The 22,848-nt window shown below is 71.7% G+C and carries 15 protein-coding genes; 6 read left to right on the top strand and 9 right to left on the bottom strand.

Annotated features, from left to right (window positions below; translation table 11 throughout):
• The first annotated feature begins 103 nt into the window (after positions 1 to 103).
• Positions 104 to 1,330, top strand: a complete 1,227-nt coding sequence (locus AB0E67_RS21775; protein WP_362029220.1) for an acyl-CoA dehydrogenase family protein — start codon at positions 104 to 106, stop codon at positions 1,328 to 1,330.
• Between the two features lie 48 nt (positions 1,331 to 1,378).
• On the opposite strand, the gene AB0E67_RS21770 is transcribed toward AB0E67_RS21775, so the two are convergent.
• On the bottom strand, positions 1,379 to 1,867 hold the full coding sequence (locus tag AB0E67_RS21770) for a glutathione peroxidase (RefSeq protein ID WP_362029218.1): 489 nt from the start codon (positions 1,865 to 1,867) through the stop codon (positions 1,379 to 1,381).
• Positions 1,868 to 2,031: 164 nt separating this feature from the next.
• Between AB0E67_RS21770 and AB0E67_RS21765 the strand changes: the two genes are divergently transcribed.
• Positions 2,032 to 2,271, top strand: a complete 240-nt coding sequence (locus tag AB0E67_RS21765) for a DUF6011 domain-containing protein (protein WP_362029215.1) — start codon at positions 2,032 to 2,034, stop codon at positions 2,269 to 2,271.
• 10 nt (positions 2,272 to 2,281) lie between these two features.
• Here AB0E67_RS21765 and AB0E67_RS21760 read toward each other — a convergent pair whose 3' ends face one another.
• Both AB0E67_RS21760 and AB0E67_RS21755 read right to left on the bottom strand, forming a co-directional pair.
• The gene (locus AB0E67_RS21760; protein WP_351516500.1) at positions 2,282 to 3,154 is read right to left on the bottom strand and encodes an acyl-CoA thioesterase II; all 873 of its coding nucleotides are present in this window, start codon (positions 3,152 to 3,154) and stop codon (positions 2,282 to 2,284) included.
• A gap of 49 nt (positions 3,155 to 3,203) precedes the next feature.
• A complete protein-coding gene (locus AB0E67_RS21755; RefSeq protein ID WP_362029212.1) occupies positions 3,204 to 5,717 on the bottom strand; it encodes a DUF3516 domain-containing protein in 2,514 nt (837 codons plus the stop codon).
• Between the two features lie 139 nt (positions 5,718 to 5,856).
• Here AB0E67_RS21755 and AB0E67_RS21750 point away from each other — a divergent pair, with 139 nt between their 5' ends.
• Positions 5,857 to 6,648, top strand: coding sequence for a metal-dependent hydrolase (locus tag AB0E67_RS21750; protein WP_362029209.1), 792 nt, complete (start codon positions 5,857 to 5,859; stop codon positions 6,646 to 6,648).
• Positions 6,649 to 6,710: 62 nt separating this feature from the next.
• Here AB0E67_RS21750 and AB0E67_RS21745 read toward each other — a convergent pair whose 3' ends face one another.
• The 5 genes from AB0E67_RS21745 to AB0E67_RS21725 all read right to left on the bottom strand — a co-directional run bounded on the left by AB0E67_RS21745 (position 6,711) and on the right by AB0E67_RS21725 (position 15,831).
• On the bottom strand, positions 6,711 to 8,492 hold the full coding sequence (locus AB0E67_RS21745; RefSeq protein ID WP_362029206.1) for an ABC transporter ATP-binding protein: 1,782 nt from the start codon (positions 8,490 to 8,492) through the stop codon (positions 6,711 to 6,713).
• On the bottom strand, positions 8,489 to 10,399 hold the full coding sequence (locus AB0E67_RS21740; RefSeq protein ID WP_362029203.1) for an ABC transporter ATP-binding protein: 1,911 nt from the start codon (positions 10,397 to 10,399) through the stop codon (positions 8,489 to 8,491). The genes AB0E67_RS21745 and AB0E67_RS21740 overlap by 4 nt, the downstream gene beginning before the upstream one ends.
• Positions 10,400 to 10,584: 185 nt before the next feature.
• The gene (locus tag AB0E67_RS21735; protein ID WP_362029368.1) at positions 10,585 to 11,982 is read right to left on the bottom strand and encodes a Gfo/Idh/MocA family oxidoreductase; all 1,398 of its coding nucleotides are present in this window, start codon (positions 11,980 to 11,982) and stop codon (positions 10,585 to 10,587) included.
• Between the two features lie 359 nt (positions 11,983 to 12,341).
• A complete protein-coding gene (locus tag AB0E67_RS21730; protein ID WP_362029201.1) occupies positions 12,342 to 15,293 on the bottom strand; it encodes an FAD-binding and (Fe-S)-binding domain-containing protein in 2,952 nt (983 codons plus the stop codon).
• A gap of 94 nt (positions 15,294 to 15,387) precedes the next feature.
• Entirely contained in the window at positions 15,388 to 15,831 is a 444-nt protein-coding gene (locus tag AB0E67_RS21725; protein ID WP_362029198.1) for a MarR family transcriptional regulator, read from the bottom strand.
• 166 nt (positions 15,832 to 15,997) lie between these two features.
• Here AB0E67_RS21725 and AB0E67_RS21720 point away from each other — a divergent pair, with 166 nt between their 5' ends.
• Positions 15,998 to 17,803, top strand: coding sequence for an ABC transporter ATP-binding protein (locus AB0E67_RS21720; RefSeq protein WP_362029195.1), 1,806 nt, complete (start codon positions 15,998 to 16,000; stop codon positions 17,801 to 17,803).
• 279 nt (positions 17,804 to 18,082) lie between these two features.
• On the opposite strand, the gene AB0E67_RS21715 is transcribed toward AB0E67_RS21720, so the two are convergent.
• Positions 18,083 to 19,291 (bottom strand): NAD(P)-binding domain-containing protein, encoded by a 1,209-nt coding sequence (locus AB0E67_RS21715; protein ID WP_362029365.1) that lies wholly within the window; start codon positions 19,289 to 19,291, stop codon positions 18,083 to 18,085.
• A gap of 182 nt (positions 19,292 to 19,473) precedes the next feature.
• Here AB0E67_RS21715 and AB0E67_RS21710 point away from each other — a divergent pair, with 182 nt between their 5' ends.
• Both AB0E67_RS21710 and AB0E67_RS21705 read left to right on the top strand, forming a co-directional pair.
• Positions 19,474 to 19,896 (top strand): YjbQ family protein, encoded by a 423-nt coding sequence (locus AB0E67_RS21710; protein WP_362029192.1) that lies wholly within the window; start codon positions 19,474 to 19,476, stop codon positions 19,894 to 19,896.
• 252 nt (positions 19,897 to 20,148) lie between these two features.
• Positions 20,149 to 22,392 carry a PQQ-binding-like beta-propeller repeat protein gene (locus AB0E67_RS21705; RefSeq protein ID WP_362029189.1) on the top strand — a complete coding sequence of 748 codons (2,244 nt, stop codon included), beginning with the start codon at positions 20,149 to 20,151 and terminating at the stop codon, positions 22,390 to 22,392.
• The last annotated feature ends 456 nt before the right edge of the window (positions 22,393 to 22,848 follow it).

Genomic DNA, 22,848 nt, shown 5'->3' with positions numbered 1-22,848 from the left:
GCGCGGATCGGCACCTGTCCGGTTGACACGGTCTACTTACCGGTAACAGACTTCTGTTACCGCAAGTAACCAATGGTTTCAGGGCAATACCTGGAGGGGCAACATGGCCGAGTTCACGCTCGAACTCAACGACGACCAGAAGCAGGTACGCGACTGGCTCCACGGCTTCGCCGCCGACGTGATCCGTCCGGCGGCCTCGGAGTGGGACGAGCGTGAGGAGACCCCCTGGCCGATCATCCAGGAGGCGGCCAAGGTCGGCATCTACTCCCTCGACTTCTACGCCCAGCAGTTCTTCGACCCCACCGGGCTCGGCATCCCGATGGCGATGGAGGAGCTGTTCTGGGGCGACGCGGGCATCGCCCTGTCGATCGTCGGTACGGGCCTGGCGGCCGTGGGCGTCCTCGCCAACGGCACCGAGGAGCAGATCGGCACCTGGATCCCGCAGATGTACGGCGACGCCGACGACGTCAAGGTCGCGGCGTTCTGCTCCTCCGAACCGGACGCGGGCTCCGACGTCGCGTCGATGCGCACCCGCGCGGTGTACGACCAGGCGAAGGACGAGTGGGTGCTGAACGGCACCAAGACCTGGGCGACCAACGGCGGCATAGCCAACGTGCACGTCGTCGTCGCCGTGGTCGACCCCGGGCTCGGCTCCAAGGGGCACGCCTCGTTCATCGTGCCGCCGAACACCCCCGGCCTCTCCCAGGGCCAGAAGTTCAAGAAGCACGGCATCCGCGCCTCGCACACCGCCGAGGTGGTCCTGGAGGACGTGCGCGTCCCCGGGCACTGCCTGCTCGGCGGCAAGGAGAAGCTCGACCAGCGGCTGGCCAGGGCCCGGGAACGCGCCGCGTCCGGCGGCGAGCGGGTGAAGAACGCGGCGATGGCCACGTTCGAGGCGTCCCGCCCCTCCGTCGGCGCCATGGCGGTCGGCACCGCCCGCGCCGCCTACGAGGTGGCGCTGGACTACGCGAAGACCCGCACCCAGTTCGGCCGGCCGATCATCGACAACCAGGGCGTCGCCTTCCAGCTCGCGGACATGCGCACGCAGATCGACGCGGCCCGGCTGCTGGTCTGGCGGGCGTCCTGGATGGCCGCCAGCGGCAAGCCGTTCACCTCGGCCGAGGGCTCCATGTCCAAGCTCTACGCGAGCGAGACGGCCAAGAAGGTCACCGCACAGGCCGTCCAGATCCTCGGCGGCAACGGCTTCACCCGCGAGTACCCGGTGGAGCGGATGCACCGGGACGCGGCGATCTACACCATCTTCGAGGGCACGAGCGAGATCCAGCGCCTGGTGATCGCCCGCACCCTCTCCGGCATGCAGATCCGCTGACGCGGCGCGCGGGCCCGCGCGAGGTGCGGGCCCGCGCGGAGCCGACCGTCAGACGGGCAGCTGGGCCTCGATGGCGGCCACCAGCTCCGCGGCCTCCGGGTCCGTGCCCGGACGCAGCCGCGCGACGGGCTCGCCCGTCGGCGAGATGAGGAACTTCTCGAAGTTCCACTGCACATCGCCCGCCTCGCCGTCCGCGTCCGCCAGCGCGGTCAGCTCGGCGTAGAGCGGGTGGCGTCCCTCACCGTTCACCTCGCTCTTCTCCAGCAACGGGAAGGTGACCCCGTACGTCGTCGAGCAGAAGGTCCGGATCTCCTCCGCGCTCCCGGGCTCCTGGTCGGCGAACTGGTTGCACGGCACGCCCAGCACGGTGAAGCCCCGGTCCGCGTACGCCTTCTGCAGCCGTTCCAGGCCCGCGTACTGCGGGGTGAGCCCGCACTGGGACGCGACGTTCACCAACAGGACCGCGCGGCCGCGGTATTCGGCGAGCGAGGTGGGCTCGCCGGAGAGGGTGCGCAGGGGGATGTCGTACAGAGTCATGCGGCGCTCCTTGTGAGGTTGGCTTCCAACAGCCATTGTCCTGCCCGCCGGTTGATCGACACGAACTCGAACGCCGGGTCGCCCGGGGCGCTCACCCGTGAACCGCTCGCGTCGTGTGTCGCCGGGAAGTCGCGGAGCGGACGCCCGCCTGGGACGATCGTGCCGTGGACCCCGCAGAACCCCTCTTCGAACCAGGCGCCGAGCCCGCGGCCGAGAACGGCACAGCCGACCGGACACCCCGCCGACGGACGGTGCACTGCCGCCTGTGCGGCCGCCCCCTCACGGGGACGGAGTCGCGCCGTGCCGGCCTCGGCCCCTCCTGCGACGCCAAACTGCACCCCGCGCCCCTGGACATCCGCACCCGCCGCCACGAGGTCGAGCAGGACCCGCTGCCCGGCGTCTGAAGCGGTACGGCTACGAGCCGAGGGCCCGGAACAGCCCCTCCTGCACCACGGACACCAGCAGGTTGCCCGCGCGGTCGTAGATCCGGCCGCGCGCCAGCCCCCGGCCACCGGTCGCGATCGGCGACTCCTGGTCGTAGAGGAACCACTCGTCCGCCCGGAACGGCCGGTGGAACCACATCGCGTGGTCCAGCGACGCCATGTCGAAGCCGCGCGGACCCCACAGCGGTTCCACCGGGAGCCGGACCGCGTCGAGCAGCGTCATGTCACTGGCGTACGTCAACGCGCAGGTGTGCACCAGCGGATCGTCGCCCAGCGGCCCGACCGCGCGCATCCACACCGCGCTGCGCGGATCGGCCCCCTTCACCTCGTCCCGCGTCCAGCGCAGCCGGTCGACGTACCGGATGTCGAACGGCTGGCGGCGGGCCATCCGCTCCAGCGCCTCCGGCAGCTCCCCGAGATGCGCCCGCACCTCCTCGGCGACCGTCGGCAGCTCCTCCGGGCCGGGCACCTCCCGGGCGGGCGGCAGCTGATGCTCGAAACCGGCCTCCTCCGGACGGTGGAACGACGCCGTCAGGCTGAAGATCGTCCGGCCCTGCTGAACGGCCGTGACCCGGCGGGTGGTGAACGACCGGCCGTCCCGGATGCGCTCCACCTGGTAAACGATCGGCACCCCCGGGCGCCCCGGACGCAGGAAGTACGCGTGCAGCGAATGCACCGGCCGGTCCCCGTCCGTGGTCCGCCCCGCCGCGACCAGCGCCTGCCCGGCGACCTGGCCGCCGAACACCCGTTGCAGCGACTCGTGAGGGCTGCGCCCCCGGAAGATGTCGACCTCGATCCGTTCCAGGTCGAGCAGGTCGACCAGACGCTCGGCGGGGTTCGTCATGCGGTTCGTCTCCACTCTCGCAGCGGCGCGGCCCTCATGGCGTACGCCCTCACAACTGACCGACGGAGGTGACGCGGACGACCGCGCGCCCCTCCTCGTCGGAGGCGGCCAGATCGATCTCCGCGCCGATGCCCCAGTCGTGGTCGCCGTTCGGGTCGGCGAACGTCTGCCGGACCCGCCACACGCCGTGCGCGGGATCCTCCTCGATCCTCAGCAGCTTCGGGCCGCGCGCGTCCGGGCCGGTGCCCAGGTCGTCGTACTCGTCCCAGTAGGCGTCCATCGCCTCGCCCCACGCGTCCTCGTCCCAGCCCGACTCGCCGTCCAGCTCGCCCAGTTCGGCGACCTGGTCCAGCGCGGCCAGCTCGACCCGGCGGAACATCGCGTTGCGCACCAGCACCCGGAACGCGCGGGCGTTGGCCGTGACCGGCTTCACCTCGTCGGCCTTCTCCTGCGCCTCCTCGGCGGTCTCCAGCTCCGGGTTGGCGAGCTGCTCCCACTCGTCGAGCAGACTGGAGTCCACCTGGCGGACCATCTCGCCGAGCCAGGCGATCAGGTCCTGGAGGTCCTCGGACTTGAGGTCGTCCGGGACGGTGTGCTCCAGCGCCTTGTACGCGCTCGCGAGGTAGCGCAGCACGATGCCCTCGGTGCGGGCCAGCTCGTAGTGGGAGGTGAACTCCGTGAACGTCATGGCGCGTTCGTACATGTCACGGATCACGGACTTCGGCGACACCGGGTGGTCGCCCACCCACGGGTGGCTCCTGCGGTACACGTCGTACGCATGCCACAGCAGCTCGCTCAGCGGCTTCGGGTACGTGACCTCCTGGAGCAGCTCCATCCGCTCCTCGTACTCGACGCCGTCGGCCTTCATCTGCCCGACCGCCTCGCCGCGGGCCTTGTTCTGCTGCGCGGCGAGGATCTGACGCGGGTCGTCCAGCGTCGACTCGACGACGGAGACCATGTCCAGGGCGTACGAGGGGGAGTCGGGGTCCAGCAGGTCGAACGCGGCGAGCGCGAAGGTGGACAGCGGCTGGTTGAGCGCGAAGTCCTGCTGGAGGTCGACGGTGAGCCGGACGATCCTGCCCTCCGCGTCCGGCGCGTCGAGCCGCTCCACCACACCGCCGTCCAGCAGCGAGCGGTAGATCGCGATGGACCGGCGGATGTGGCGCAGCTGCGCCCTGCGCGGCTCGTGGTTGTCCTCCAGCAGGCGCCGCATCGCCTCGAAGGCGTCGCCGGGGCGCGCGATCACGGACAGCAGCATCGTGTGCGTCACCTTGAAGCGGGAGGTGAGCGGCTCCGGATCGGACTGGATCAGCTTGTCGAAGGTGGTCTCCGACCAGGCGACGAAGCCCTCGGGCGCCTTCTTGCGGACCACCTTGCGCTTCTTCTTCGGGTCGTCGCCCGCCTTCCTGACCGCCTTCTCGTTCTCGATGACGTGCTCGGGCGCCTGTGCCACGACGAAGCCCGCCGTGTCGAAACCGGCCCGCCCGGCCCGGCCCGCGATCTGGTGGAACTCCCGGGCGCGCAGCGTGCGCACACGGGTGCCGTCGTACTTGGTGAGGGCCGTGAACAGCACCGTGCGGATGGGGACGTTGACGCCGACGCCGAGCGTGTCCGTACCACAGATCACCTTCAGCAGACCGGCCTGGGCGAGCTTCTCCACCAGGCGCCGGTACTTCGGCAGCATGCCCGCGTGGTGCACCCCGATGCCGTGCCGCACGTAGCGCGACAGGTTCCGGCCGAACTTGGTGGTGAAGCGGAAGTTGCCGATCAGATCGGCGATCTTCTCCTTCTCCTCCTTCGTGCACATGTTGATGCTCATCAGCGACTGCGCCCGCTCGACGGCCGCGGCCTGGGTGAAGTGCACGATGTAGACGGGCGCCTGCCGGGTGTCCAGGAGCTCGGTGAGGGTCTCGGTGATCGGGGTCAGCCGGTACTCGTAGCTGAGCGGCACCGGCCGGGTGGCGGAGCGGATCACGGACGTGGGACGGCCGGTACGGCGGGTCAGGTCCTCCTCGAACATCCTGACGTCGCCGAGCGTGGCCGACATCAGGACGAACTGGGCCTGCGGCAGCTCCAGCAGCGGGATCTGCCACGCCCAGCCGCGGTCCGGCTCGGCGTAGAAGTGGAACTCGTCCATCACGACCTGGCCGATGTCCGCGTACTTCCCGTCACGCAGCGCGATGGACGCCAGCACCTCGGCCGTGCAGCAGATCACCGGGGCGTCGGCGTTGACCGAGGCGTCGCCGGTGAGCATGCCCACGTTCTCCGTGCCGAACAGCTTGCACAGGTCGAAGAACTTCTCCGAGACCAGGGCCTTGATCGGCGCGGTGTAGAAGGTGACCTTGTCCTGGGCCAGCGCCGTGAAGTGCGCACCGGCCGCGACCAGGCTCTTCCCGGAGCCGGTCGGGGTGGAGAGGATCACGTTCGCCCCGGACACGACCTCGATCAGCGCCTCCTCCTGAGCCGGATAGAGGGTGATGCCCCGGGTCTCGGTCCATGACGAGAAAGCCTCGAAGAGGGCGTCGGGGTCGTCGGTCGGGGGCAGCTGATCGATAAGGGTCACGCCCCCATCTTGCCTGCCTTCCGCCCGGATGAGGGAACCGGACGACTGTATGAAGATCACGGACGATACGCTTTCCCACTCAACTCGGCCGCGCCGCAGCGGTCGTGGCGGCAGCACGGAACTGGGGGCGGGAAGCACCATGATGGGACCGGCACACTCACTGTCCGGGGCGGCGGCCTGGCTGGGGGTGGGCGCGGCGGTCTCGGCGACGGACCACGCGATGCCGTGGCCGGTGCTCGTCGTCGGGGCGCTGATCACGGCCGGGGCGGCGCTCGCCCCGGACCTCGACCACAAGTCCGCGACGATCTCCCGCTCCTTCGGGCCGGTCTCCCGGTGGCTCTGCGAGGTCGTCGACACGCTCTCGCACGCCGTGTACAAGGCCACCCGGGGCTCCGGCGACCCGCGCAGGAACGGCGGGCACCGGACCCTGACCCACACCTGGCTCTGGGCGGTCCTGGTCGGTGCCGGGGCCTCCGTCGCGGCGATCACCGGCGGCCGGTGGGCGGTCCTCGGGATCCTCTTCGTCCACCTGGTGCTGGCCGTCGAAGGGCTGCTGTGGCGGGCCGCCCGGATGTCCAGCGACGTGCTGGTGTGGCTGCTCGGCGCGACCAGCGCCTGGATCCTGGCGGGCGTGCTGGACCAGCCGGGGAACGGGTCGGACTGGCTGTTCACCGCCCCCGGCCAGGAGTACCTGTGGCTCGGGCTGCCGATCGTGCTCGGCGCCCTCGTCCACGACATCGGCGATGCGCTGACCGTGTCGGGCTGTCCGATCCTGTGGCCGATACCGGTGGGCCGCAAGCGCTGGTACCCGGTCGGGCCGCCGAAGGCCATGCGCTTCAGGGCCGGCAGCTGGGTCGAGCTGAAGGTGCTGATGCCGGTGTTCATGGTGCTCGGCGGGCTGGGCGGGGCGGCCGCGCTGAACGTCTTCTGACCCGCGCCGCGCGCCCCGGCCGAGGCGGTCGGGGCGCGCGAGGGACGGCCGGGCCCGGCGTCTCAGCCGTGCCAGGACCGCCACAGCGCCGCGTACGCGCCGTCCGCCGCCACCAGCGCGGCATGGCTGCCCAGCTCGCTGATCCGGCCGTTCTCCACCACCGCGATCACGTCCGCGTCGTGCGCGGTGTGCAGCCGGTGGGCGATCGCCACGACCGTACGGCCCTCCAGAACCCGGGCCAGTGACCGCTCCAGGTGCCGGGCGGCCCGCGGATCCAGCAACGACGTGGCCTCGTCCAGCACCAGCGTGTGCGGATCGGCCAGGACCAGCCGGGCCAGGGCGATCTGCTGGGCCTGGGCCGGGGTCAGCGCCAGACCGCCGGAACCGACCTCGGTGTCCAGCCCCTCCTCCAGGGCCCTCGCCCAGCCGTCCGCGTCGACCGCCGCGAGCGACGCCCACAGCTCCGCGTCCTCGGCACCCGCCCGTGCCAGCAGCAGGTTGTCCCGCAGCGACCCGACGAACACGTGGTGCTCCTGATTGACCAGCGCCACATGGGTCCGTACGTCCTCCGCCCTCATCCGCGACAACCGCGCGCCGCCCAGCGTGACCTCACCCGTGCGCGGGGAGTAGATCCCGGCCAGCAGCCGGCCCAGGGTGGACTTGCCCGCCCCGGACGGACCGACCAGCGCCAGGCGCGTGCCCGGCGCCACGTCCAGGGACACCCGGTGCAGGACGTCCAGCCCGGCGCGGTAGCCGAAGCGCACCTCGTCGGCCCGCACGTCCCGGCCGTCCGGGAGGACCCCGGCGTCGCCCGCGTCCGGCTCGATGTCCCGGACACCGACCAGTCGCGCCAGCGACACCTGCGCCACCTGCAGCTCGTCGTACCAGCGCAGGATCAGCCCGATCGGGTCGACCATCATCTGCGCCAGCAGCGCACCCGTCGTCAGCTGGCCGACGGTCAGCCAGCCCTCCAGCACGAACCAGCCGCCGAGCATCAGCACCGCACCCAGGATCAGCACATAGGTGGCGTTGATGACGGGGAACAGCACGGAACGCAGGAACAGCGTGTACCTCTCCCACGCGGTCCACTGCCCGACGCGGGTGTCCGACAGGGCCACCCGGCGCGCCCCCAGACGGTGGGCCTCCACGGTCCGCCCGGCGTCCACCGTCTCCGCGAGGACCGCCGCCACCGCCGCGTATCCGGCGGCCTCCGAACGGTACGCGGAAGGCGCCCGCCGGAAGTACCAGCGGCAGCCCAGGACCAGCAGCGGCAGCGCGACCAGGACCGAGAGCGCCAGCGGAGGGGCCGTCGCCGTGAGCGCGGCGATCAGCAGCCCGGCCCAGACCACGCCGATCGTCAGCTGCGGCACGGCCTCGCGCATCGCCTCGGCCAGCCGGTCGATGTCCGTGGTGATCCGGGACAGGAGATCGCCCGTACCCGCGCGCTCCAGCACACCCGGCGGCAGTCGCACCGACCGCACGAGGAAGTCCTCGCGCAGATCGGCGAGCATCTCCTCACCGAGCATCGCGCTGCGCAGCCGCATCAGCCGGGTAAACACCGTCTGCACGACGAGCGCCAGCGCGAACACCGCGACCGTGCGCTCCAGACGCAGGTCACCGACGCCATCGGCGAGGTTCTGGACCAGCCCGCCCAGCAGGTACGGGCCGACGACCGAGGCGATCACCGCGACGGCGTTGAACGAGACGAGCAGCGCGAACGGCCCGCGATGGCGCCGCAGCAGCTCCCGTACGTAGCTCCGCACCGTGGCGGGGGTGCCCACCGGCAGGGTCGTCGCCGACTCCGGCGCCGCCGGGTCGTGGGAGGGTCTCGCGACGCCGATCATGCCCGCTCCTCGATTTCCTCGTCGGCTCCGTGCGGGCCCCGGGCGGCCCGGTCCGCGATCTCCTCGTCCGTCTCGCGCGTGACCACCGCCCGGTAGCGCGGTTCCGTGTGCAGCAGTTCACGGTGCGTTCCGACCGCGACGACCGTGCCCCGGCGTACCAGCGCCACCCGGTCCGCCGCGTCGAGCAGCAGCGGCGAGGAGGCGAGCACCACGGTGGTGCGTCCCCGGCGCACCTCCTTGATCCCGGTGGCGACCCCGGCCTCCGTGTGGGAGTCGACGGCCGAGGTCGGCTCGTCGAGGACCAGCACCTCCGGATCCGTCACCAGGGAACGCGCCAGGGCGAGCCGCTGGCGCTGCCCGCCCGAGAGCGAACGGCCGCGCTCGGTGATGCGGGCCGTCATCGGGTCGCCGTCCGAGGCGGTGGGCGCCTGCGCCAGCGCGTCCAGCACATCGCCGCACCGGGCGGCCGACAACGCCTCGTCGGCGGGCACCCGCCCGGACGAAGGGACGTCCAGCAGCTCGCGCAGGGTGCCGGAGAGCAGCACCGGATCCTTGTCCTGGACCAGTACGGCGGTCCGGGCCGCGTCCAGCGGGAGTTCGTCCAGGGCCACGCCCCCGAGGAGGACGGACGGCGGCCGCGGCCCGGTCGCGGCACCGGCCCCCGTACGTTCCGGCACGCCCTCGTCCGGGCCCTGGTCCGGGCCGGTGCCGGTCGCGGTGTCCGCGCCCGCGTCCGTTCCCGCAGGGGCGTGGCCACCGAGCCGTTCGGCCAGGCGGCCCGCCTCGTCCGGGTCGCCGCAGACCACCGCGGTGAGCAGACCGGCCGGTGCCAGCAGCCCGGTGACCGGGTCGTACAGGTCGCCGAAGGGCGCGGCCGCGGCAGCCGGGGAGCCGGTGGCCGCGGGCGGGTCGGTGCGGCGCAGCGAGAGCACCCGCACCGCACGGCGGGCGGAGGGCCGGGAGAAGGAGTACGCCATCGCGATCTCCTCGACGCGGCGGAGCGGGAACAGCATCAGCGCCGCCGCGCTGTACACCGTGACCAGCTGCCCGACCTCGATCCGGCCGTCGCGGGCCAGCGCCGCCCCGTACCCGACCAGCGAGATCAGCAGCAGCCCCGGAAGCAGGACCTGGACCGCCGAGATCAGCGACCACATCCGCGCGCTGTGCACCGCTGCCCGGCGGACCTCCTGCGAGGCGTGGCGGTAGCGGCCGAGGAACAGCTCCTCGCCCCCGATCCCGCGCAGCACCCGGAGCCCGGCGACGGTGTCGGAGGCCAGTTCGGTCGCTCGTCCCGCCTTCTCGCGCTGGAGATCGGCGCGTCGGGCGGCCGGGGGGAGCAGCGGCAGCACGGCGAGGGCCAGCAACGGCACGGCGAGCGTCACCAGTACGCCCAGCGCGGGCAGATGGACGACGAGCGCCGTGCAGATCAGCACGATCGCGGCGACGGCCGCGACGAAGCGGGAGAGCGCCTCGACGAACCAGCCGATCTTCTCGACGTCGCCGGTGGACACGGCGACGACCTCGCCCGCGGCGACGCGGCGGGTCAGTGCCGAACCCAGCTCCGCGGTCTTGCGCGCCAACAGTTGCTGGACGCGCGCGGCGGCGGTGATCCAGTTGGTGACGGCGGTCCGGTGGAGCATGGTGTCGCCCAGTGCGATCAGCACGCCCAGGACGGCGAACAGGGCGCCCGCCCACGCGAGCCGGGCGCCGGAACGGTCGACGGCCGCCTGCACGGCGAAACCGACCGCGGGCGAGAACCCGGCCAGCGCGCACTGGTGGAGCAGCCCCCACCCCATCGCCTTGAGCTGGCCGCGGAGTTGACCGCGCCCCAGCCAGAGCAGAAAACGCGGACCCGAGCGGACGTCGGGAACGCCGGGATCCGAGTACGGAAGATCGCGAATCTTCATGACGTCCCAGGGGTCGGTGTGCCGGACGGCTCGGAGAAAGCCGCAAACCGCCCCAGGTTGTCCCCGGCCCGGCGGCCGGAGCAATCGAATTTTCCCCGGGGGAGTCGTTTCGGACATGCTCCGGCCGCCGCACCGGTCGTGGAGAAGGGCCGCGGAGCCGGGGCCCGCGGCCCGTGCACGGACCGTCAGATCCCCTCCGGCTTCTCCGAATCCATGCCGGAGCGTGCCTTCTTCCATTCACCGCGCGTGAAGTCCGGGATCTGCTGCGGCGCGCCCTTCGCCTTGATGGACAGATGGCTCAGCGGCACGGGTGCCGTCCAGGTCGCCGCGTCGTACACGTCGAAGTCCGGGACGAGGCCGAGCCGCATGCACTGCATCAGCCGGAACACCAGCATGTAGTCCATTCCGCCGTGTCCGCCCGGCGGGTTGGCGTGCTCCTTCCAGAGCCAGTGGTCCCACTGGGCGTACCGGGAGAAGTCGCCCCAGGCGTCGTTCGTGTGGTCGGGCTCGATGTAGATGCGCGCCGGGTAGTCCTCGAAGACGCCCTTCGTCCCGCCGAGACTGTTGATCCGTGAGTACGGGTGAGGGGTCGACACGTCGTGTTCCAGCCGGATGACCCGGCCCTTGGCGGTCTGGACGAGACTGATCGTACGGTCGGACTCGATGTAGGTCTCCTTCCAGCTCGGATCGCCGGGCGGCATGTTGTTCCTGCGGTACTCGGCGAGTCCCAGCGACGGGGAACCGACGCTGGTGATGCTGACCGCACGGTCGCCGCGGTTGATGTCCATGTAGTTGGCGACCGGACCGAAGCCGTGGTTGGGGTAGAGGTCCCCGCGCAGCCGGGTGTGCCACAGTCTGCGCCACGGGCCCTCGTAGTACTTCGGATCGAACATCAGGCCGCGCAGGTCGTGGTTGTACGCGCCCGCGCCGTGCAGCAGATCGCCGAAGAGCCCGGCGTGCGCCATGCGCAGCACACGCATCTCGTTGCGCCCGTAACAGCAGTTCTCCAACTGCATGCAGTGACGCCTGGTGCGCTCGGAGAGGTCGACCAACTCCCAGAGCTCGTCCAGCCGGAGCGCGATCGGGCACTCCACGCCGACGTGCTTGCCGTTCAGCAGGGCGGTCCTAGCCATCTCGAAATGGAAGTCCCAGGGCGTCGCCACGTAGACGAAGTCGATGTCCCCGCGCCGGCAGAGGTTCTCGTAGTCGTGCTCGCCGTTGGTGTAGACGGCGGGCGACGGCTGCCCCGCGGCGGTCACCTTCGCCGCCGCTCGCTCGGCCTTGGCCCTGACCGGGTCGCAGACGGCGACGACCCGTACGCCTTCCATGGCGAGGAAGAGGTCGATCATGCTGCCACCGCGATTGCCGAGCCCGACCAGTCCGACCCGGACGGTGGAGCGCCGGTCGAACGGAACCCCCACCATGGTGCGCCCCCGGCGCTGCGGCGCGGACGCCTGTTCCGCGCCGGCCGACTGCGGGCCCGGGACGGGGGCGGCGGACGCGGTCCCGGCGCCGAGACCGCCGAGCGCGAGCCCGGCACCGGCCACCGAGGCGGTCGTCCACAGGACCGAGCGGCGGCTCATCGGGCCCGGGTCGCCGCTCTCCGCGCCGTGGTGCCGGGGGTTCCCGTGCTGCGTGGCGTCGTGCTGCGTACCGTCGTCGTGCTGTGCTGCGTCGTTCATCGATCCTCCAGAAGGGGGGTCTGACGTGCGCGGCCGGTGAATGAACCTCGTGGAGGACCTTGGTCGTCGAGTCCGTCCACGCGCAAGGGGAACGATTGGACTCCTGATCCCAAACCATGGACTTTCGTGAACCACGGGCCTGGTGCCCGTGCGAAAGCCGGGTGGGTCCGGTCATGACCGGACCCACCCGGCGGGTGAGGACGTCGGCGGGCCGTCGGACGACCGGCCCGCGAGGCGGTCGCCGGGCGGCCCCGCGCGGGTCAGCGCACGACCGCTCCCGGCCGCGTCGCCCGTTCCAGTTCCATCAGCACGGAGTAGTACGAGTGGCCCGTGGCCCGGTCCATGCCGATCTCGCACATGCGGTTGGCGGAGAGGTACGCGTCGTAGTCACGGGTGTTCACCTCCGCCGCCTCCTTGGCCGTGGCCGACTCCGTCAACTCCTTGTGCAGCATGCCGCGGTCGCCCGCGAACGCGCAGCAACCGGCGTCGTCGGGGATCACGACCTCCTCCGCGCAGGCCTCCGCGACCGTGCGCAACTGCTCCACATCGCCCAGATGTTGCATGGAGCACGTCGGGTGCAGCACCGCCGAATCGACCTTGCGGAGCACCGTCAGCCCGGGGAGCAGTTCGTCGGCCGCCCAGACCAGGGAGTCGACGATGGTCAGCTCCCGGTGCAGCTCCCTGTTGTCGTCGGTGAGGTACGGCACCACCTCGTGGGCGATGCCCAGGGTGCACGACGAGGCGTCGACGACCAGGGGGAGCCGGCCGCCGGCCGTCCAGCCCCAGGCCGCTTCCACGATGCGATTGGCCATCACGGTGTTGCCCTCGTCGTACCCCTTCGAGTGCCAGATCGTCGCGCAGCAGGTGCCCGCGACGTCGTCCGGGATCCACACCGGCTTCCCGGCGCGGGCGGAAACGGCGACGACGGCCTGCGGCAGGGACGGGCCGCGATGGCCCTCCGGGCCGCCGAAGATGCGGTTCACACACGCCGGGTAGTAGACGGCCCTCGCCCCGACGCGGGAGGTACGGGGGAGCTTCCGGGCGGCGGCGCCCGGGGTCTCGGGAAGCCACTCGGGCATCAGATCGGGGCGTACGGCCTTGCGGGCGAGCCCGGTGATCGTCTCCAGCGGCCCGTCGCCGATGCGGTCGCCGATCCGGTCGGCCGCGGCGACCGCGAGACGTGCCGCCGCCTCCACCGCCTTGAAGTTCTTGGCGGTGAGCGCCGCGATCCGCTCCTCGCGCGGCGAGTGCCGACGGTGGCGGAAGTCCTTCATCATGGCGCCCGTGTCGATGCCGACCGGGCAGGCCAGCTTGCACGTCGAGTCGCCCGCGCAGGTGTCGACGGCGTCGTAGCCGTACGCGTCCAGCAGCCGCGACTCCACCGGCGAGCCGCCCGTCTGCCGCATCATCTCCCGGCGCAGCACGATGCGCTGGCGCGGGGATGTGGTCAGGTCGTGGCTGGGGCAGGTGGGTTCGCAGAAGCCGCACTCGATGCAGGGGTCCGCGATCAGTTCCACCTCGGGGATGGTCTTCAGACCGCGCAGATGGGCCCTGGGGTCGCGGTCGAGGACGATGCGCGGGGCCAGTACCCCGTCCGGGTCGATGACCTGCTTCGTGCGCCACATCAGCTCGGTGGCCTTCGGGCCCCACTCCAGCTCCAGGAACGGGGCGATGTTGCGGCCGGTGGCGTGCTCGGCCTTCAGGGAGCCGTCGAAACGTTCCACCGTCAGTCGGCAGAAGTCGTCCATGAACGCGGCGTAGCGCTCGACGTCGGACGGCTTCGCCGCGTCGAAGGCGAGCAGGAAGTGGAGGTTGCCGTGCGCCGCGTGCCCGGCGACGGCGGCGTCGAAACCGTGTTGCGCCTGGAGCGCGAGCAGGGCCTCGCAGGCGTCGGCCAGCCGGGAGGGAGGCACCGCGAAGTCCTCCGTGATCAGCGTCGTCCCCGAGGGCCGCGATCCGCCGACCGCGGTGACGAACGCCTTGCGGGCCTTCCAGTAGCCCGAGATGACCTGGGCGTCACGGGTGAACTCATTGGTCACCGAGGCCACCGGCGCGACCAGGTCGAGCCCCTCGACGACGGACGCGGCGGCCCGCTCGTACGCCTCCTGTCCCGCTTCGTCCGGGGCCCGGAACTCCACCAGCAGCGCCGTGGTCTCCTTCGGCAGCCCGGCCCAGTCCGCGGGCACGCCCTGGACGCTCACCGACGCGCGCAGCGTGTTGCCGTCCATCAGCTCGACGGCGATCGCCCCCGCCGCGTTGAAGTGCGGCACGGCCGCCGCCGCCGCGGTCAGGGAGGGGAAGAACAGCAGACCGGTGGAGACGCGTCGGTCCAGCGGAAGCGTGTCGAAGACGACCTCGGAGATGAAGCCGAAGGTGCCCTCGGAGCCGACCATCAGCCCCCGCAGGATCTCGACGGGCGTCGACCCGTCCAGGAAGGCGTCGAGGCGGTAGCCGTTGGTGTTCTTGATCTCGTACTTGGCCCGGATACGCGCGGTCAGCTCGGCGTCCGCCTCGATCTCCGCCTTCAGCGCCAGCAGTTCCTCGCAGAGCCGGGGCTCGGCCCGGGCCAGGTCCTCGTCCGCCGAGGGGGCACCCGTGTCGACGACCGTGCCGCTCGGCAGGACGAACGTGAGCGAGGAGACGGTGCGGTACGAATTGCGGGTCGTGCCCGCGGTCATGCCCGAGGCGTTGTTGGCGACGACTCCGCCGACCGTGCAGGCGATGGCACTGGCCGGGTCGGGGCCGAGCAGCCGGCCGTGGCGGGCGAGCGTGGCGTTGGCCCGCACGATCGTCGTCCCGGGCCGGACACGGGCGCGTGCGCCGCCGTCCAGCACCTCGATGCCCGCCCAGTGGTGGCGCACGTCGACCAGGATGTCCTCGCCCTGCGACTGGCCGTTCAGGCTGGTGCCCGCCGCGCGGAAGACGACCTCGCGGCCGTTGTCGTGCGCGTACGACAGGATCGCCGCGACGTCGGCGATGTCCTCCGGGACCACGACGACCTGGGGCACGAACCGGTAGGGGCTGGCGTCGGAGGCGTACTTCACCAGGTCGGAGACCTTCCACAGCACCTTCTCGGCCCCCAGCAGGCCGATCAGCGCGCTGCGCAGCGGTTCGGGCGTGCCCGGGGACCGCCGGTCGGGGACCCGGTCCGGGGACGGCGTGCGCACCGCACCGGGACGGAGTGCTTCGGGCTTCGGCTCCAGCAGCGGCATGTCGGGCTCTCCTCGGCGGTTCTGTTCTGTTCGTTCGGTACGTCCGGCCGGTGCGTGCCGGGCACCAACCGGCCGGACGCGCGTTCCCACAGGTTTAGCAGTGGCGCTCCGGCATGCCGTTGACCAGGGCGGACAACAGCCCGCCGAGCACCTCGCGCTGATCGGTGGTCAATGGGGCCAGGATCTCCTCCGCGGCGGCCCGGCGCGCGTCGCGCAGCGAGCGGAGGGTGGCGAGGCCCTCCTCGGTGATCTCGATCCGGATCACCCGGCGGTTGTCCGGGTCGGGGGCGCGGCGCACCCGGCCGCTCGTCTCCAGGCCGTCGACCAGACTCGTCACGGCGCGCGGGACGACGTCCAGCCGCTGGGCCAGGTCCGCCATCCGGGGCGGCCCGTCGTAATGGGCCACGATGCGCAGCAGCCGGAACTGGGCGGGAGTGATGCCGATCGGCTCCAGCTGGCGGCTCTGGATCCGCTGGAGCCTGCGGGTCACCCGCAGCAACTGCTCGGCGAGTACGCCGTCTGCGTCGGAGGAGTCCATGGCGGAATAATATCAGGACCGCATTCATTGTGAGCGAAGGTAACAATGAGCTAAGCTCTCGAAATGCCGGATACCCGGCCCTTGGCCCGGACCCGGACCACCCCGGGCCGGATGCCGGACCGGCCGGACCCCGGGTCCCCACGACCCCGCACCGTCGAAGGAGCCCATGAAACCCGACGAAATCAACTGGACGCCCCCGCCCCGGGACGGAGAACACCCGCCCGCCGAGGTGCGTCGCATCCTGCGCCTGTTCCGTCCCTACCGAGGTCGGCTCGCCCTGGTGGCGCTGCTCGTCGGCGCCTCGTCCCTGGTGTCGGTCGCCTCGCCGTTCCTGCTGCGCGAGATCCTGGACACCGCCATTCCGCAGGCGCGTACGGGACTGCTGTCGCTGCTCGCCCTCGGGATGATCGTGGCCGCCGTGCTGAACGGCGTCCTCGGCGTCCTGCAGACGCTGATCTCCACCACGGTCGGCCAGCGCGTCATGCACGATCTGCGCACCGCGGTCTACGCCCAGCTGCAGCGTATGCCGCTCGCCTTCTTCACCCGGACGAGGACCGGCGAGGTGCAGTCCCGCATCGCCAACGACATCGGCGGCATGCAGGCCACCGTCACCTCCACCGCGACCTCGCTGGTCTCCAACCTCACCGCGGTCGTCGCCACGGTCGTCGCCATGCTGGCGCTCGACTGGCGGCTCACCCTGGTCTCGCTGCTCCTGCTGCCGGTCTTCGTGTGGATCAGCCGCAAGGTCGGCCGCGAACGCAAGAAGATCACCACCCGCCGCCAGAAGCAGATGGCCGCCATGGCCGCGACGGTCACCGAGTCGCTCTCCGTCAGCGGCATCCTGCTCGGCCGCACGATGGGCCGGGCGGACTCCCTCACCGAGGGCTTCGCCGAGGAGTCGGAGAAGCTGGTCGATCTCGAAGTGCGTTCCAGCATGGCCGGGCGGTGGCGGATGGCGACGATCGGCGTCGTCATGGCCGCCATGCCCGCCGTCATCTACTGGGCGGCGGGGCTGGCCCTGGGATCGGGCGGTCCGGCCGTCTCCATCGGCACGCTCGTCGCCTTCGTCTCGCTCCAGCAGGCGCTGTTCCGGCCGGCCGTGGGCCTGCTCTCCACCGGAGTGCAGATGCAGACGTCCCTCGCGCTCTTCCAGCGGATCTTCGAATACCTCGACCTCGACGTGGAGATCACCGAGCCCGAGCACCCGGTCCGGCTGGAGAGGATCCGCGGCGAGGTCCGCTTCGAGCACGTCGACTTCAGTTACGACGAGAAGAACGGTCCGACGCTCAGCGACATCGACGTGACCGTGCCGGCGGGCGGCAGCCTGGCGATCGTCGGACCCACCGGGTCGGGCAAGTCCACCCTCAGCTACCTGGTGCCCCGGCTCTACGACGTCACGGGCGGCCGGGTCCTGATCGACGGCGTCGACGTGCGCGAGCTCGACTTCGACACCTTGGCGCGGGCCGTGGGGGTGGTCTCCCAGGAGACGTACCTCTTCCACGCCTCGGTCGCCGACAACCTGCGCTTCGCCAAACCGGAAGCGACCGACGCCGAGATCGAGGCGGCCGCCCGCGCGGCGCAGATCCACGACCACATCTCCGCACTGCCCGACGGCTACGACACCCTGGTCGGGGAGCGGGGCTACCGCTTCTCGGGCGGCGAGAAGCAGCGCCTGGCCATCGCCCGTGCGATCCTGCGCGATCCGCCGGTGCTGGTGCTCGACGAGGCGACGAGCGCCCTGGACACCCGTACGGAATTCGCGGTTCAGGAAGCGATCGACGCGCTTTCCGCGGGCCGGACCACCATCACCATCGCCCACCGCCTCTCCACCGTCCGCGACGCGGACCAGATCGTCGTCCTCGACGCCGGTCGCACGACCGAACGCGGCACCCACGACGAGCTGCTCCGGCAGGACGGCCGCTATGCCGCGCTCGTCCGATGCGACACCCGACTGGCCCCGGTGGCCACCTGATCGGCGGGGCCGGGTGTGGGGCCCCGAGCGGCCCGTACACGCGGCGGCGCCGCCGCTCCCGTGGGACGGGGAGCGACGGCGCCGGGCGGAACAACGGTCAGACGAGCCAACCCACGAAGTGGACGATGCCGGCGAGCAGGTTGGTGAGGACGTTCATGAGGATTTTCTCCTTGTACATGGTGCATATGCGGGACAGCGCAGTCGCGGTCTGCAGCCCGTTGCTTGCGCCCTGTAATCATCATCCGTCGCGGGGGAGCTGAGCAACGAAATGCGAAACGATCACGCGTTCCAGCGAACATCCGATCCCGTGTTCGCGTGTTCTGTGAGTTGAGCTGTCTGTCGTACCGGTCGACGGGCCCCCGGCAGGACGGCACGGATCGCTCCCGTTTCCGGGACCGAAGCCGTTTCCGGGGCGGTGCCCGCGTGGCCGACGTCGGTTGCCGGTGTCGCGAGGAGCCGCGTGATCTCGCGCACCGCGGCCCTCCCCGCCCGGTTGGCGCCGATGGTGCTGGCGGACGGCCCGTATCCGACGAGATGGACGCGTGCGTCCCTGACCGCCCGCGTGCCGTCGAGCCTGATGCCGCCGCCGGGCTCGCGCAGCCTCAGCGGCGCGAGGTGGTCGATGGCGGCCCGGAAGCCGGTCGCCCAGAGGATGACGTCGGCGTCGATCGTCCGGCCGTCGTCCCAGGCGGCCCCGGTCGGTGTGATCCGGTCGAACATCGGCAGCCGGTCCAGCACTCCCTCCGCGCGGGCCCGTCGCACGGCGTCGTTCAACGGAAGTCCGGTCACGCTCACCACGCTCTGCGGCGGCAGTCCGCGCCGTACCCGTTCCTCCACCAGCGCCACGGCGGCCCGGCCCCGGTCCTGGTCGAACGGCCCCTCCCGGAAGACCGGCGGCCGACGCGTCACCCAGTACGTCTCGGCCGCCACCTCGGCGATCTCCATGAGGTGCTGGGTGCCGGAGGCGCCGCCGCCGACCACCACCACCCGCCGACCGGCGAACGCGTCGGGCCCGGGGTAGTCCGCCGTGTGCAACTGCCGCCCGCGGAAGCCCTCCTGCCCCGGGTAGCGCGGCCAGAACGGTCGGTCCCAGGTGCCGGTGGCGTTGATCAGGGCGCGGGTGGCGTACGTGCCCTCGGACGTCTCGACGAGCAGTCGGCCGCCGTCGCCCTCGCGCACCGCGCTCACGTCCACCGGCCGGTGGACCCGCAGGTCGAAGGCGTGCTCGTAGGAGTCGAAGTACGCGCCGATCACCTCGGAGGAGGGCCGGTCGTCGTCGGCGCCGGTCAGCTCCATACCGGGAAGCGCGTGCATGCCGTGCACCTTGCCGTACGTCAGCGAGGGCCAGCGGAACTGCCAGGCGCCACCGGGGCGCGGCGAGTGGTCCAGCACGACGAAGTCGTGTTCGGGTTCCAGGCCCGCGCGCCGCAGATGGTAGGCGCCGGACAGGCCCGCCTGTCCGGCGCCGATCACGACGACATCGACCATGTGCGCTGCGGCCACCTCAGTGTTGTTCACGCTTCTACTAACCGTGTCGACGGTGAGGATCTTCCAGCGCCGCCGCGAAAGCTCCGTTCGGCGGAGCCCTGTACGTTCCCGCGCGGAAGACGCGTCCGTACGCGGAAGGAGTGGACGGCGCGACCGCGCGGCGAGGGCGGCAAGATGGGAGGATGTCATCCCCCTTCAGCACCAGCGTCCTGCGCATCACCACCGGGACGACGGAGACCGTCACCGATCTGACGCGCCACTGCGAGGAGTTCCTCGCCCGGACCGCCGCCGCCAGGGACGGGCTGCTCAATGTCTTCGTGCCGCATGCGACCGCCGGAATCGCCGTGCTCGAAACGGGTTCCGGCAGTGACGAGGACCTGCTCGCGGCCCTGCACACCCTGCTGCCCGCCGACGACCGCTGGCAGCACCGTCACGGCTCGCCCGGGCACGGCCGCGACCACGTACTGCCCGCCCTCGTGCCCCCGCACGCGACGCTGCCGGTGATCGGTGGACGGCTCGAACTGGGGATGTGGCAGTCGGTGTGCCTGGTCGACACCAACAAGGACAATCCCGACCGTCAGGTGCGTCTGAGCTTCGTCGGTTAGCCGATCGCTTCGGCTGGACCGCAGAGGGGAAGTCCGGCCGCGCCGAATGAGCGGTGTGCGGTGTTCCACGACACGACGGAGCTCCGTCATGCTCCTGGCGGGGCTTCGTCGTGTGCGGCACGGGAGCGGCTCTGGACTCCTTGTCCGTCACCCGCTTTGCTGTGCCGCACCGCCCTACGACTAGTTTGTCTGCGGGACAAGTACGCAGGCCCGTGGTGGCAGAGGTGCACGGGGGACGGGAGGGCGGGAAGAGTGTCGCTGCGCGGAGGTGATCCAGTCGAGATCGGCGGCTATCCGCTTGAGGCGCGGCTCGGCTCGGGTGGCATGGGCACGGTCTTTCTGGCCCGTACGAGTTCGGGGCGACCCGTCGCCGTCAAACTGATCCACCAGCAGTTCGCGGCGGACGACGAGTTCCGCATCCGCTTCCGGCAGGAGGTGGCGGCGGCGAGGCGGGTGAGCGGCGCGTTCACCGCCGCCGTGGTCGACGCTGCTCCTGAGGCCGAGCAGCCGTGGATGGCGACGACCTATATCGAGGGGCCCACGCTCACCCAGCACATCGCCGAGAAGGGCCCGCTGAACGGTGCGGAGCTGAGGAGGCTCGCCATCGGGCTGGCGGAGGCGCTGCGCGACATCCACCGGGTGGGGGTCGTCCACCGTGACCTGAAGCCCTCGAACGTCGTGCTCTCGCCCGAGGGCCCCCGCGTCATCGACTTCGGCATTTCGCGCGCCGTGGACCAGCAGACGCTGACGATGACGGGCCGGGTCATCGGTACGCCGCCCTTCATGTCGCCGGAGCAGTTGCAGGCGCCGCGTGGTGTGGGGCCGCGGTCCGATGTCTTCTCGCTGGGGACGCTGCTGGTGTACTCGGCGACGGGCCACGGGCCCTTCGACGCGGACAGCCCGTACATGACGGCGTATCAGGTGGTGCACGAGGAGCCGTCGCTGGGTGCCGTGCCGGCGGCTTTGCGCGCGGTCGTCGAGTTGTGCCTGGACAAGGAGCCCGAGGGGCGCCCCTCTGCCGACGAACTCCTCGTGCTGCTGCGGGACCTGCCGGCCGACCTCGGTGGAACCGACGCGAACGGGGTCGGCGCGGGCTGCACCCGCGACGTGATCACTCAGCATCACTTCGCGACGCGGGACACCCCGGCGCCGTCAGCCCCGGACACCGCCCCGGCCGGTCCCGACACAGGGAGCACCGGCACCCCCGTCGGCCGCCGTCTGCGTCGCCGATGGCGTCCTGTGCTCGCGGCCGCGGTCGCGGTGGCAGCGATCGGCGGGGGAGCCGCCGTACTGAAGGCGGGCGGCTTCGGGGGGAACAGCGGCGGCGGCAAGGGCAACGGCGTCGCGACGCCGGGTGCCGCGCTTCCGGACGGCTTCGAACCGTGGCGCAAGACCGTGCAGGGCGGGCGCGAGGACATCCCCGACGAGCTGCGTTGCGTCGCGCGCGGCGACGCGGTGTTCTGCGGGGGCGGCGGTGTCGTCGCGACCCGTATCAGGGCCATGGACGGCTCGCGGGTGTGGACGGCGAAGAGCCCGGGCGTCCCCGTCCAGGGCATGCACATGGTGGGCACCACCGACGACACGGTGCTCGGTTACCGCTTCGCCGCCCAGGACGCCCCGCAGGACCCTCCCAGCGAGGTGGTGGCCATCGACGCCGACACCGGCCGGGAGCTGTGGTCCGTGCCGTCCGGCGCCCAGTCGAAGGCCGTCACGGGGCGGACCCAGGACGCCGTCGTGGTCGGCTCCGCCGTCGTGACGGTCGACGCCTCCAACTCCCGCTTCGAGGCCCGGGACGCGCACAGCGGTGAGGTCACCTGGACCACGTCGTTCCCCGCCGGTACGCAGTGCGCTCCCGTCCCGGTGGGGCCACAGCTCTTCGCGATGTGCGCGACGGATACGGAGGTGGATGCCTTGGAGGTGCGCCACCCCACCCTGCGCACGGTCGACCGCACCTCGGGGGCACTGGGCGGGCCCATCGCGGTCGACGGCCCCGCCGTACCGATGGGCGTCACCAACGGCGGGCTCGTACTCCTCCAGGGACACATGGAGGGACCGGCGCTGGCCGGCTACGACGGGGTGGCGCGGGTCGACCCGGACTCGCGGAAGGTCACGTACTCCCGACTGGCCAGGACATACGCGGGGACGCCCGGCATGGCGGACGGCGCCGTCTACGTGAGCGGGCAGACCGGTCTCGTCACGGCGCTCGACCCCGCGACCGGCCGGACGAAGTGGTCGCGGCAGACCGGCGTGGAGGGTGCGTCGGGTCCCGTCGCGGGAGCCGGCGCGCTGTATTTCAGCTCGGCCACCGGCCGGGTGGTCGCGCTGTCGCCGCACGACGGCCAACCTCTGTGGACGACAGACCCGCAGGCCGATGGTTTGACGGGCGAGCAGGGCGCGAGCCCGCGCGTGACCGTCGCGGGGCGCGCGGTGATCGTGGCCGCGGCCAAGAACACTCTCTTCGCCTTCGACACGCAGGAGCCGCCGAAGTCGGGCTGACCCGGGCGGCACCGGACGTCGGCCGCCCTCCTTGCCGGGCGCACCTCAGCGGCCCACTCGGTCGCCCACGCGGCCGGCGACCAGGTGCCCTTCCACCTTCCGCGGACCCCACCTGAATGAGGTCGATGCCGAGGACCGTGCCGGCCAGCCGGACCACGGAGCGGGTGACCTGCTCGGGGAAGTCGGCGGCGGTGCTCACTTGCCGGGGGGAGCTGGAGCGACTCCGGGCTCCACTCCCCGTCCACGTGGTCGAGCAGCCGCTGCTTGCACACGTCGCTGTCGAGGTCCTGCCCCCTGCGCGACAGGAGGTCGCGGCGCGCCCGGGGCCGGGTGCCGAGGCCGAACCGGGACACCGGAGCGGCGTAGCCGATCGCCCGGGGGGTGCACGCCCCGGTCGCCCGTTCCGCGCTTCGGCCCGACCACGACGAGACGCCCGCTCGTGACCAGCACAAGAAC

This window comes from Streptomyces sp. NPDC032161 (assembly GCF_040636995.1).
Classification (GTDB): domain Bacteria; phylum Actinomycetota; class Actinomycetes; order Streptomycetales; family Streptomycetaceae; genus Streptomyces.
This window is presented reverse-complemented; position numbering and strand designations above follow the sequence as displayed.